The sequence below is a fragment of the Mycolicibacterium confluentis genome, assembly GCF_010729895.1.
In the GTDB taxonomy this organism is placed as follows: domain Bacteria; phylum Actinomycetota; class Actinomycetes; order Mycobacteriales; family Mycobacteriaceae; genus Mycobacterium; species Mycobacterium confluentis.
In genome coordinates this window covers 5,689,030-5,701,398 of sequence record NZ_AP022612.1, presented here as the reverse complement: position 1 = coordinate 5,701,398, position 12,369 = coordinate 5,689,030, and the positions used below count along the sequence as shown (strand labels likewise).

At 68.2% G+C, this 12,369-nt stretch carries 12 protein-coding genes; 9 read left to right on the top strand and 3 right to left on the bottom strand.

The annotated features are described in order from the left end of the window. Positions 1–40 precede the first annotated feature (40 nt). Both G6N34_RS26730 and G6N34_RS26725 read left to right on the top strand, forming a co-directional pair. A complete protein-coding gene (locus tag G6N34_RS26730) occupies positions 41–1,273 on the top strand; it encodes a glycoside hydrolase family 183 protein (protein ID WP_197746715.1) in 1,233 nt (410 codons plus the stop codon). Between the two features lie 143 nt (positions 1,274–1,416). Then, complete coding sequence (locus G6N34_RS26725; RefSeq protein WP_085154316.1) at positions 1,417–2,781, top strand: flavin monoamine oxidase family protein; 1,365 nt, start codon at positions 1,417–1,419, stop codon at positions 2,779–2,781. Between the two features lie 4 nt (positions 2,782–2,785). On the opposite strand, the gene G6N34_RS26720 is transcribed toward G6N34_RS26725, so the two are convergent. Genes G6N34_RS26720 through G6N34_RS26710 form a run of 3 tightly spaced genes read right to left on the bottom strand, consistent with a single transcriptional unit; the run spans position 2,786 to position 6,006 of the window. Then, the gene (locus tag G6N34_RS26720; protein WP_085154503.1) at positions 2,786–4,018 is read right to left on the bottom strand and encodes a cytochrome P450; all 1,233 of its coding nucleotides are present in this window, start codon (positions 4,016–4,018) and stop codon (positions 2,786–2,788) included. A 34-nt stretch (positions 4,019–4,052) separates the two neighbouring features. After that, positions 4,053–5,267, bottom strand: coding sequence for a tRNA guanosine(34) transglycosylase Tgt (gene tgt / locus G6N34_RS26715; protein WP_085154314.1), 1,215 nt, complete (start codon positions 5,265–5,267; stop codon positions 4,053–4,055). Further along, the gene (locus G6N34_RS26710) at positions 5,260–6,006 is read right to left on the bottom strand and encodes an HAD family hydrolase (RefSeq protein ID WP_234813014.1); all 747 of its coding nucleotides are present in this window, start codon (positions 6,004–6,006) and stop codon (positions 5,260–5,262) included. The genes tgt and G6N34_RS26710 overlap by 8 nt, the downstream gene beginning before the upstream one ends. Before the next feature lie 81 nt (positions 6,007–6,087). On the opposite strand from G6N34_RS26710, the gene G6N34_RS26705 reads away from it, so the two are divergent. The 7 genes from G6N34_RS26705 (at position 6,088) to G6N34_RS28205 (ending at position 12,350) form a co-directional block, all read left to right on the top strand. Then, complete coding sequence (locus tag G6N34_RS26705; protein ID WP_085154310.1) at positions 6,088–6,510, top strand: lipoprotein LpqH; 423 nt, start codon at positions 6,088–6,090, stop codon at positions 6,508–6,510. 50 nt (positions 6,511–6,560) lie between these two features. Next, entirely contained in the window at positions 6,561–7,001 is a 441-nt protein-coding gene (locus G6N34_RS26700; protein WP_234813013.1) for a lipoprotein LpqH, read from the top strand. 181 nt (positions 7,002–7,182) lie between these two features. After that, the gene (locus G6N34_RS26695) at positions 7,183–7,683 is read left to right on the top strand and encodes a lipoprotein LpqH (RefSeq protein WP_085154308.1); all 501 of its coding nucleotides are present in this window, start codon (positions 7,183–7,185) and stop codon (positions 7,681–7,683) included. Positions 7,684–7,811: 128 nt separating this feature from the next. Further along, the gene (locus G6N34_RS26690) at positions 7,812–8,507 is read left to right on the top strand and encodes an HAD family hydrolase (RefSeq protein ID WP_085154306.1); all 696 of its coding nucleotides are present in this window, start codon (positions 7,812–7,814) and stop codon (positions 8,505–8,507) included. A 13-nt stretch (positions 8,508–8,520) separates the two neighbouring features. Beyond that, positions 8,521–9,783, top strand: coding sequence for a LuxR C-terminal-related transcriptional regulator (locus tag G6N34_RS26685; protein ID WP_085154304.1), 1,263 nt, complete (start codon positions 8,521–8,523; stop codon positions 9,781–9,783). A 75-nt stretch (positions 9,784–9,858) separates the two neighbouring features. Next, entirely contained in the window at positions 9,859–10,971 is a 1,113-nt protein-coding gene (locus G6N34_RS26680) for an alcohol dehydrogenase catalytic domain-containing protein (protein ID WP_085154302.1), read from the top strand. After that, the gene (locus G6N34_RS28205) at positions 10,968–12,350 is read left to right on the top strand and encodes an NAD(P)/FAD-dependent oxidoreductase (RefSeq protein WP_163645549.1); all 1,383 of its coding nucleotides are present in this window, start codon (positions 10,968–10,970) and stop codon (positions 12,348–12,350) included. The genes G6N34_RS26680 and G6N34_RS28205 overlap by 4 nt, the downstream gene beginning before the upstream one ends. The last annotated feature ends 19 nt before the right edge of the window (positions 12,351–12,369 follow it).

The window sequence follows — 12,369 nt, the reverse complement described above, 5'->3', positions numbered from 1 at the left end:
CACACCCGCGTGTTCGACCACCAGCGCCGAACTTGCGCAGATGCGCGGTCTCACGGTCACCGAACCCGTCCCCGGACAGCACGGGTTCGCGTTGGCAGAGGTGGTGCCTCCCGCGCCTGACGCACTGCAGGTCGTGCACCCGATCGATCCCGGGCCGGCAGTCGGCCGCTCGCGGAAGATCAAGAACGTCACCGGACCGGGCCTGACCGACCGGTTCGGTATGGCGGCAACCGATTTGGGAGTCATGACTCGCACGCCATCGGGCCGGATCATCGCCGTCTTCGGTGACACCTTCCGGCAACCCTCGGTCGGCAGCGACGATTGGCGCGCCCCCGTGGCGTTGTTCTCCGACACGAAGAACCTCGACGACGGCATCGTCTGGAGTGAGGCCGCCGGCGGCGACCCCAACTATGCGCGGCAGCTGTGGCCCTACAACCACAACGGCCCCGCGGGAGTGTCGACGGTGCTGCCCTCGGATGTGATCACCGTCGGCGACGTGATGTATCTGCACGCCAGCGCGCACTTCCCGTTCGGCAACGTCGGCTTCACCGAGATCTGGAAGTCCATCGACGACGGGCACAGCTGGTTCCGGGTGGGCCCGCGCTGGGATGCGCACCTGCACAATGGCCTGGCCCAGTTGTGGACGTGGGACCTCGGCGACGACGGCTGGGTCTACGTGATGTCCACGGGGTTCCGCCTGCAGCGCGACCGCCCACTGATCCTGCGCCGAGTCCGTCCCGAGCGGATCGCCGATCCGTCCGCCTATGAGGGCTGGGGATTCCGGGCGGGCGAATGGGCCTGGCGCAACGAGCCGACGCCGGTGCTCGAAGGGGGATTCGGCGAGCTCTGTCTGCGCCGGATCCAGAACCAGTGGGTGCTCGTGGTGTTCGACAACTTCGGCTACGACCTCGATGTGCGGGTCTTCCCCGACATGACCAGCAATCTCTACACAGTGCCCACGGGCACACCCATCCGCGGGACGACCTGGGGGCAGGAGGGCGACGACAGAGTGGCCCAACTGTATGGACCGTCGATCGTGCCGGGCTCACGACTGGACGGCGGGTTCCACATCCTGCTCAGCCAGTGGAACACCGCAACGGGGTGGCCGTATCGCGCCATGCAGTTCAAGATCCCCGTCCCGTCGGCCGCGGCACCGGGCGGCGTCGGTCGGACGCCGTCGGCGCAGGAGGCCGGTGAACCCCTCGACTCCGGCAACGGCCAGGGTGCGGGGCGACGCACGCGCCGGGGCGCGGGCCGAACCCCCGTCCGCTGAGCGCCAGCGTCCGCATCTGTACGCCCGGCGTGTCTGCGTTCAGACGCCCCTGCAACGCGGGGGACCCCAGCACACTCGCGGGGGTTCCGGCGCGCTCGCCGGGATTGGAGTGTGGGGGTGGGGCCTGTGGAAGAGTTGAGGACATGTCGCGTCGTGAAGCAGACGTCATCATCGTGGGGGCCGGACTGTCCGGGTTGATCGCAGCGCGCACAGTGCTGCAGGCCGGGCTCACGCCCCTGGTCCTCGAGGCCGACGAGCGTGTTGGCGGGCGCATCCTGACCGAGGACGCCCTGCCCGGTGTGCCGGTGGAACTGGGCGCACAGTGGATCGGCGACACCCACGAGCGGATGTTCGCGCTGGCCGCCGAACTCGGGGTCGAGACGTTCCCCCAGTACGACGAGGGCGAGACCTCCTACGACCTGGTCGGGTCAGGGGTGCTGCGGGAGAACGACTTCCACGCCCGGTTCGGCTCGGAACTCGCAGAGCTCGAGAAGGTGTTGCGCCTGCTTGACGAGCTGGCCGCCGAGGTTCCGCCCGAGGCCCCGTGGCTGGCACCGCGAGCCGCGGCGTGGGACTCGATCACCGCGGGCGCCTGGTACGACGGGCAGGGCCTGTCACCCGTGGCGCGCACGCTCCTCGAGATCTGCACAGTCGGCATCCTCGCGGTGCCCACGGTCGAGGTGTCGTTGCTGCATCTGCTGTTCACCATCCAGACCTGCGGCGTGACGTCCGAACTGTTCGCCGAATCCGAGGGCGGCGCCCAGACCGTCCGGTTCGTCGGCGGCACCGGTGAGATCCCGAAGAGGCTGGCGGCACTGTTCACCGACCACATCGTGCTCAATGCGCCGGTCCTGCTGATCGAGCACGGCACCGACCGCGTCACCGTGCACTGCCGAGGCGGCCTGGTGGCCGAGGGCCGCAGGGTCATCGTGGCGATCTCCCCCACCCTGGCCGGCCGCATCATGTACGACCCGCCGCTGCCGGGTGTCCGGGATCAGCTCACCCAACGCCTGCCCAACGCCTCGGCGATGAAGGCGTTCTTCATCTACGACGAGCCGTTCTGGCGGGCCGACGGCCTCAACGGTCAGCTCATCTCCGACGTCGGGCCGGCCCGGATGTCGAACGACACCTGCATCCCGGGCGACGACCACGGCGTCCTGCTGCTTTTCCTCGAGGGCGAGCAGGCGCGCACCTTCGGCCGCCTGCCCGAAGAGGAGCGGCGTGCCGCCATGACCGCGGAACTGGTGCGGCACTTCGGCGAGCGCGCCGCGCGGCCCGAGTTCTACATCGACGGCGAGTGGTCCGACCGGCAGTGGACGCGGGGCTGCTACAACGCCAACTGCGGCCCGTTGGTGTGGACGACGTTCGGCCACGCCCTCGCGGAGCCCATCGGCGTGATCCATTGGGCCTCAACGGATACCGCGATCCGGTGGAGCGCCTACATGGAGGGTGCCGTCGAGGCCGGAGAACGCGCGGCACACGCCGTCATCGCCGAGTTGGCGGGCTGAGCTCTCAAACGTCGACGGGCAGGGTCGCCATGCCACGCAGTGTGACGTTCGGCTTGTACGAGGGCTCGCCGGCCAGTCGGGCGTCGGGGAACCGCCTGGTCAGGGTCGACAGCGCGATGGTGGCCTCCAGGCGCGCGAGCGGCGCGCCCAGGCAGAAGTGCGGGCCGAGTCCGAACGCCAGGTGCCGGATCGCACCTCGGTGGGGGTCGAAGGTGTCGGGGTTCTCGCACTGCGCGGGGTCGCGTTGCGCGGCAGCGAGCAGCAGCATCATCAGGTCCCCCTTGGGGACCGAGACGTCACCGATGGTCATGTCCTCCCCCGCTACGCGACTGGTCATCTGCACCGGAGGGTCGTAGCGCAGCGTCTCCTCGACGATCGCCGACGCCAACTCCGGGCTTCCGCGCAGCTCCGCCCACAGCTGCGGGTTCCGCAGCATCGCCAGCGCGGCATTGGCGATCAGGTTGACCGTTGTCTCGTGGCCGGCGATCAGCAGCAGATTGCATGTCGCGACGATCTCGTCCTCGGTCAGCTGGTCGCCGTCCTCCTCGGCCGCGATCAGCGCGGAGATCAGATCCTCGCGAGGGTCGGCCCGTCGTTCGGCGACCAACTCGCGCAGATACCCGCGCAGCCACCTCCCGGCTTCGAGGCGCTGGTCGAGATCGCCGCGCAGTTGGCCCGTGAATGTCGCGAACGGATCCAGCCCCTGCGCCAACAGCGCCGAGGCCCAACTGAACTGAGGCTCGTCGGCCAGCGGCACGCCCAGCAGTCGGCAGATGACGGCCACGGGCAGCGGATGCGCCAAGTCGGCGACAAGGTCGATCGTCGAGCCGGGCTCCAGCGCCGCGAGCAGTCCGTCGACCATAGTCACGACGTCGGGTTCCAGCGCGCGAACCACCTTGGGCGCGAAGGCATTCTGCGCGAGCTTGCGGAGGCGAGTGTGATCCGGCGGATCGAGGAACAGGAAGCCGGGAGCACCGAAGGGGCGAGCCGACTGCCCCGCGGCGACGGCGCGCTGCACCATGGTGGATTTCAGCCGGTCGTTGGCCGAGTGCGGATGCCGCAGCACCTCGTCACACTCGCCGTAGGTCGCGAACACCGCCAGGTTGTTCGCCGGCAGCGACAGCGGGCCGTGTTCGCGGATCCGGCGGTAAAGCGGATACGGGTCGGCCCGGCTGTCCGGGTTCAGCAACTGCACGAGCAGCTGTCGGGGTTCGGCGAGATCTGCTGCACCGGCCATGAAGTCATTGTGCACACAGCGCAGACGCCGCAGGTCAGATGCGCGCCCCCGCGTAATAGCGGCCCAGCACCTCAGCGCGGAGTTCGTCGAAACTTCCCGCGGAGATCGACTCCCGGATCTGGTCGACGAGTCGAACGATGAATCGCTCGTTGTGGATCGTGGCCAGCGTCGACGCCAGCATCTCCTTGGCCTTGAACAGGTGGTGCAGGTAGGCGCGCGTGTAGTTGCCACACGTGTAGCAGTCACATTCGGGGTCCAACGGCGTGAAGTCGCGTTTGTAGCGCGCGCCGGTGATGTTGTAACGCCCCGTCCTCGAGTAGATCGCGGCGTTGCGCGCGACGCGCGATGGCGACACGCAGTCGAACGTGTCGGCCCCGGCGGCGACCGCCGCGAACAGATCGTCGGGTTCGCTGATACCCAGCAGGTGGCGCGGCTTGTCCTCGGGCAGTTCGTCGGTGACCCAGCCGACGATGGTCGCGAGGTTCTGCTTCTCCAGCGCGCCGCCGATCCCGAAGCCGTCGAAGCCGCCGATGTCGACCAGTCCGCGGGTCGCCGCACGGCGCAGATCCTCGTACTGCGCGCCCTGCACCACCCCGAACAGCGCCTGGTACGGCTTGTGCGCGCGGACCTCAGTCAGTCGCCGATGCTCGGCGACACAGCGCACGGCCCAGTCATGGGTCCGGCGCACCGACTGCTCCTGGTAGCTGCGGGTGTTGACCAGCGTGGTCAACTCGTCGAACGCGAAGATGATGTCGGCGCCCAGTTGGTGCTGGATGCCCATCGACACCTCGGGCGTGAAGCGGTGCGTCGACCCGTCCAGATGAGAGGTGAACGTCACACCGTCGTCGTCGACGCGGGCGAGGCGTTCCTTGCCCGCGGCGATGATGTCGTCTGCCTGCACGCGGTTGGCGTCCATCGCCAAGACCTTGCGGAACCCCGCGCCCAACGACAGCACCTGGAAGCCGCCGCTGTCGGTGAAGGTCGGTCCGGACCAGTTCATGAACGCGCCCAGACCACCGGCCTCGTCGACGATATCGGCACCCGGCTGCAGGTACAGATGGTACGCATTGGCCAGAACCGCTTGGGCTCCAAGCGATTTCATGGTCTCGGGCAGAACAGCCTTGACGGTGGCCTTGGTGCCGACGGCGATGAAGGCCGGGGTGTGCACATCGCCGTGCGGCGTATGAATCACCCCAGTACGGCCGCGTCCGCCCGGCAAGGTGTCGCGCACCTCGAAGAAATCACCCACGCGAAGTATTCAACCCGATGCGCAGCCTGCGTCCGCGCCGGCCATTGATCCGCAGGACCGGCCAACCGGACCGCGCGGCCGCGGCGGCCATCCCCGGCCGGGGGTTGACCGGGCGGGGATTACCCACCGCGCGCATCAGCGCGACGTCCTCGTCGCCGTCGGCGTAGAAGTAGCTGAGTTCCAGGTCGACCCCGTGGTCGGCGCTGAAGGCGGTCGCCGCGTCGGCCTTGCGGGCGCCCCAGATGATCGGCTCGACGATGCCCCCGGTGACTCGGCCCGCGTCGTCAACGGCGAAGTGATTGCAGATCAGGTGCGGGATGTTCAACGCCCGCGCCACCGGGGCCGCGTGGATGGTCAACGCCGACGAACTGAGCACCACGGTGTGTCCGCGGTCCAGATGAGCACGGACGATGTCGGTCATGTCGAGGTGCAGGCGCGCACGGATGCTGCTGTGGAACAACTGCTCACCAAGCGCCTCGAGTTCGTCCAGCCGGGAGCCGCGCAAGTATCCCGCCGCCCGCACCATGAGACGGTCGAACTCCATGCGGCCCAATCGGTAGCGCACGGCGGCCTCCACCACGCCGAGCAGTTCCCCGATGGTGGCCTCGCGCCGCCGAATCCGATGCCGCGCATGTGCGGCCGGGGTGAAGCCGTGCAGCATCGTGCCGTCCAGGTCGAAGAATGCCCCGACCTCGGGGACGTCGGGCGCCGCAGCGATATCTGCGAACACATCGGTCATCGCGATCGAACCCATCCCGCAGCAGCCCCCAAGCCATCCCCGACACCGGCCAGTTTAGGTGCGGCGGCCATACTCGACTCCATGAAGTCTCTGGTCATCGCCGGCAGTGCCGCCGCGCTCCTGCTGTTCACCGCATGTTCGTCGCAGGATTCGGCGTCCACCGCCGGCGACACCCACGTGAAACTGGGCGCCAGCGAGATCGGCCCCGTCGCATCCGTCGACTGCCAGACGGCCGAGGGCATCACGACGATCACCATCGACGCACCCCAGGAGACCACGCTGGTGGTGACCGACGCCGACAACCAGGAGCTGCAGTCGGTCAGCATCGGTGAGCCCGGTTCCGACGGCCCGGCCCTCATCGCGCTGGGCGGCGTGTCGGCCCCCTCCGAGGTCAGTCGCGACGGCAACAAGTTCACTGTGAAGGGTTCCGGCACGGGTTCGGAGTCGGGTGATGCGGCAGTGGCCGATGAGGTGCCGTTCGAGATCGAGGTCACCTGCCCGTGACCGGTCCGGAAACGGATCCGCCGCGACACTCACCCCGCTACCCTGCACGGGTGAGAATCGCCGCGCTGACCATCGCCTCCGCTGCAGTGTCTCTGTTGGCCGCCGGGTGCTCCTCGGCACCCGAAAAGGCCAGTCCTCCCCCCGGGACGCTCGTCGCGGGCACCGCGCAGATCACCGTCGGTGACGCCGATCTCGGCGAGTTCACCTCGGTGCAGTGCGTGGCCGCCGGACCGCTGACCACGATCACCACGGGTGACGACGCGGCAGGCAGCACGTCAATCATCTCGAACGCCGACGGACTGAGCGCCAAGTCGGTCTCGATCCGCGGCCTCGGCGGCTTCACGGGCAGCTACCAGGATGGCCTGGGCGGTGATGCCGAGGTCACCATGGACGGAAACACCTATACGATCTCGGGAACCGCCGACGGATTCGACACCGACAAGCCGAGTTTCCGCACCACGGGTGCGTTCACCATCAAGGTTGCCTGCTGAAACGCAGGTCGGCGATTTCAGATAAACCCCCAGCAGCAAACCGCTGAGCCGCCCCCTTACTGCGGGGTTGATTTGCTGGCAAATTTATTTCCGATTTTCACGCCATTCTTCAAATGGTTGACCATACTTTTTTGGGTAGATCCGGCGGAATCGCCGGATCGCGACCAAAGGAGACACAGGGGTGAAACGAGGAATTGCAGTCGCCATCAGCGGCGCGGCAATCGTGGTCGGGGGATTGGTCGGCTGTTCCAGTGACAAATCCGCCAAGGAGCAGGTCAGTTCCGCGACCGAGACCGCGAAGAGCGCCGTGACCTCAGCCACCGACGCCGCGAAGGAAGCCGTGAACGGGCCCAAACTCACGATCGACGGCGAAGACCAGAAGATCGAGGGCGACGTCACCTGCAGCGCCATGGGCGGCAACGTGCAGATCGCTCTGGCCAACAACGACCAGGGCATCGGCGCCCAACTGAGCGAAGGCGACGAACCCGTCGTGCACCAGGTCGGCATCGGCAGCTTCAACGGCACCGTGCTCGGCTTCCAGGAGGGCGCGCCCGGCGGCGAGGCCACCGCGACCAAGGACGGCAACACCTACAAGATCAAGGGCACGGCGACCGGGGTGGACATGGCCAACCCCATGCAGCCCCTGACCAAACCGTTCGAGCTCACGGTCACCTGCCCCTGATCTTGAATCGCACGACGGCGACGCACCTGTTTGGGGTGCGTCGCCGTTTGTCGTAGGAGGGGTCCCCCGCCGGTGGCCCGCGAACCTCCCATAGTGCGGCCACCGCAGAGTACCTAGACTTTGACGGGATGCACGCCCATGACGACGAAACCGACTCCAGCACAACGGTATACCCGATCCCTGCAGCCGTACTCTGGGATTTCGACGGCACGCTCGTCGACAGCCACGACCAGTGGACGGCGACCTGGGTCGAGATGGCCGAGCGCCGGGGTCGTTCGTGGACCGACACCCACAGCGATGAACTCGTGGGGCTCGGCCTGCTGGATGCTGCGAAGATCATCGCCGCCCACTTCGGCAGCGACGAAGACCCCACCCTGCTGGTCGATGAGATGGTGACGGGCGTGGCCGCGCGGCTTCGCCAGGAAGTCACATGGCGGGCTGGGGCCCGCGAGCTGCTTGCTGCGGTCCGCGCCGAGAACATCCCGTGCGCCCTGGTGACCATGTCTTATCGCAGTCTCGTCGAGCCTGTCCTGGAACACCTCGAGCCGGACACATTCGTGGTGGTGGTCACCGGGGATGAGGTCGACCTGCCCAAACCCCACCCGGCGCCATACCTCGCCGCGACGCGGGCGCTGGGGCTGGACCCGGCCGCGTGCCTGGCGATCGAGGACTCCACCACGGGAATCGCCAGCGCCGAATCCGCCGGATGCCGAGTGCTGGCGGCCCCCAGCCCTGGAGTGCAGGTCACCGCGGTGAACGGAGCGGTGGTGGAAGGCCTGGTCGGACTCGAACCGTCGCATCTGCGCGCCATCATGGACGCCTAGACTCACTCCCGTCATGCCTGACCACTCCCGCAACTTTCGGATTCTGCGCCGCCTCGCTCATCTGCTGCGCTATGCGGGAGACGCCAACACGGTTCTGTCCGCCGCGCTGGACACCGCATTGGAGTTGGTGGACGCGCACATCGGAGCGCTCTCCTATGCGGATCTGTCCACGCAGCGCTACGTCCTGGCCGCCAGTCGCGGCCTCTCCGACGCCTACGTCAAGGGCGTCACCACATGGTCGCTGCACGAGGGGCTAGCCGGTCAGGCCTTCGGCCTGCGCGAACCGCTGACAGTCACCGACCTGAGCGCCAGCCGCGAGGTGCCCCGAAGCATCGTCCGCGAGGAGGATTTGCGCGGCTATGTGTGCGTGCCACTGCTGCGCGGCCAACGACGCCTCGGGATCATCGAGGTGTTCGATAAGGAGCCCCGCACCTTCACGGTGTCGGAGGTCGAGTCGATCGAACTGGTCGCGGGGTTCGTCAGCTCGGTCGTCGAGAGCATTCTGATGGTCGATGAACTGCGCTTCCTGCGTGAGGAACGGGCTCAGGTGCTTCGCCAATGGACCACGCAGGCACTCACCGCCGCAGACACCCAACGCCGAGAGGTCGCTCGTCGCCTTCGCGAGGAGGCCGAACAGCCCGACGAGGGACTGGCTGACCGACTCCGGAAGCTCGCCAGTGAGCTCGAGCAGACCACAGCGGAGTGGGTCGACATGGTCCCGCTGATTCGCGAGGCGATCACGGAGCGGTTCGCCGAGCACTCAGGCAAACAGATCCACTTCGATGCCGCCGAGTGGCCCACCAGCCTGCCGTTGGAGCTCACCAGCCGGCTGTACCTGTTGATGTCCACGCTGGTGCAGTCAGCGGTACTGGCCTGCGAAAGCACGGTCAATCTGCAGCTTGGCGGCCGCGGCGACCAGATATGGATTCAGGTGTGCGATGACCGCCCCCGCAGCCCCTCGACCGACACCCTCTCGGAGCTGCCGCCAGAGACTGCAGTGACGGTGCGCGGTCTCTCCGGCACCCTCGAACAGGGCGTCGATTCAACGGGATACCGGGGCATCCGCATCGTGCTGCCCATCTCGCTCACCCAGCCCACAGTGCAGTCGCTGACCCCTCGCGAGCGTCGCGTGCTCGAAGGCCTCACCCTGGGCACCTCGAACCGGGAGATCGCCGCGAAGCTGGGCATCTCGCCGAAGACGCTCCAGAATCACCTCACCGCGATCTATCGCAAGCTGGGAGTCACCAGCCGCACACAGGCGGTGCAGTTCCTCTGACTGGGAGGGGTCCTACACCGCGACTGGCGGAAGACCCTATGGAGGCCTCGCCCGCGCAAACCTAGCGTCGGTGCCATGCAGATGAAAGCCGCATTGTTCAGGGATCCTTCGCAGCCGCTCACCATCGAAGACGTCGACATCGCTGCACCGGGCGAGCAGGAGGTTCGGGTCAAGATCAGCGCAGCAGGCGTCTGCCACAGCGACTTCCGAGTGCTGGCCGGCGAATGGAGCGCCACCCCTCCCGTCGTCCTCGGCCATGAGGGCGCCGGCGTCATCGAATCCATCGGATCCGGTGTCACCAATCTCGCGCCCGGCGATCACGTCGCCCTCTCCTGGACACCGTCCTGCGGAACCTGCCGCTACTGCGTGTCGGGCCGGCCGCAGCTGTGCCAGGTCGCGGTGTCGACCGCCTACCGCAACGTCCTGCCCGACGGCGGCACCCGAATCCGCTCCGCCGCAGGCGAAGACGTGTACAGCTACCTGTCGGTCGGATCGTTCGCCGAGTACGCCGTGGTGCCCGCGTACGGCGCCATCAAGATCACCGGCGATGTCGATCCCGGCATCGCCGCGCTCGTCGGGTGCGCGGTGACCACGGGTGTGGGCGCGGCGATCAACACCCATCCCGCAAAGCCGTCGGACAGCGTGCTGGTGATCGGGGCCGGAGGGGTGGGACTCTCCGTCGTGATGGGCGCTCGACTGCAGTCGCCGGGCAACCTCATCGTCGTCGACCTCGCCGAGGACAAGCTCACCCTCGCAGAGGAATTGGGGGCGACGCACACGGTCAACGCCCGTGAGCACGACGTGCTTGAGGCCGTTCTCGGCATCACCAACGGCCGCGGCGTCGACGTGGCCTATGAGGCCACGGGCCGCGCGCAGGCGGTGGAGCAGGCCTACGAATGCCTGACCCCCGGTGGCACCGCGGTGGTGGTCGGGCAGGTCGCGTCGGGAGAGCGGATCTCGATCGATCCGATGCGGATGTCGGGTCGCGAGCTGACGCTCACCGGCAGCAACTACGGGTCGGCACGTCCGTCGATCGACTTCCAGCGCATCCTGGACATGTATGCGCGGCAACTGCTTCCGCTGGATCGCCTGATCGGTGACCGGGTGGCGTTGACCGACGTCAACGAGGCCTTCGCGCGGATGGGCGCCGGCACCACATCCGGCCGCATCGTGGTGGACATCCCGTGACCGGCGTGGACATCAGGTCCCGGTCGCTGTGGCTCGACCAGGTCGGTGACCTCACGCCGCGGCCGCCGCTCGTCGGCGATGCGACGGCCGACATCGTCATCGTCGGCGGCGGATTCACCGGACTGTGGACCGCCCTGCATCTGGCCGACCGCCGACCGGACGCCCGGATCGTCGTGCTCGAGCGCCACGTCGTCGGTTTCGGCGCTGCGGGCCGCAACGGCGGCTGGTGCGGTGCCGGACTCGCGGGCAGCCCTGCCCGCTACGCGAAACGGGTCGGTTGGGGCCGGACTCTGGCCGGTGCACGGCTGGTCGAGTCGGCGGTCGATGAGATCGGCCGGGTCATCGCCGCCGAGGACATCGCAGCCGATTTCGTCAAAGGCGGGACGCTCGTCGTCGCCACGACGGAGCCCCAGTGGGCCCGGCTGCAGGGCAGCCACGCTGCCGCGGTGAAGTCCGGGGTCGCCGAGTCAGGAGCGAAACTCCTTTCCGCCGACGAAGTTCGGCCCATGGTGCGCACCCCGGACATCGCCGGTGGTCTGTACACGCCGCACTGCGCGCGTTTCCACCCCGCCAAGCTGGTCCGTGGGCTGGCCGACGCGGGTGAGCGCCGCGGAGTGGTGATCCACGAGCAGAGCTCAGTCACATCGATCGAGCCCGGGCTGGTCCGCACCTCGCAGGGCACCGTGCGGGCCGACACGGTGCTGCGCGCCACCGAGGCCTGGACCGGCCAGCTGCGGAGCACCGGTGCGTCGTACCTGCCGCTCACGTCGATGATGATCGCGACCGAGCCGCTGCCGACGTCGGTGTGGGACGAGCTGGGATGGCCGCACGGTCTGACGGTGCGGGACCGGCGCCATCTGTTCTTCTATGCGCAGCGGACCGCCGACGACCGCATCGCGATCGGCGGACGCGGCGCGCCATACCGTCTCAAGGATCCGCTGGCCGAGTTCGGTGACCGCGACCGTCCGGTGTGGCAGCGCCTGGAGGAGACCCTGCGGGCGCACTTCCCGCAGGTCGGCGACGCCGCCATCACCCATCGCTGGGGCGGGGTGCTGGCCGTGCCGCGGGACTGGAGCATGTCGGTCACCTGGGATCCCGCCACGCGCATGGGCGCAGCGGGTGGATACAGCGGACACGGCGTCGTGGCCGCCTATGCCGCCGGCCGGGGGCTTGCCGATCTGGCGACCGGGCAGCGCAGTCCCTACAGCCTGGCTCCGTGGGTGGGCCACCGCAGTCGCCGGTGGGAGCCTGAGCCCCTGCGATACCTCGCTGCGACGGCCATCGTACGGATCCTCAACGGCGCCGACCGTCACGAAGACGCCACCGGTAGGACCGCCAACCGCGTCCGCGTGCTGGCCCCCGTGCTCCCCCCGAGCTGATCACCAACACCCGCAAACA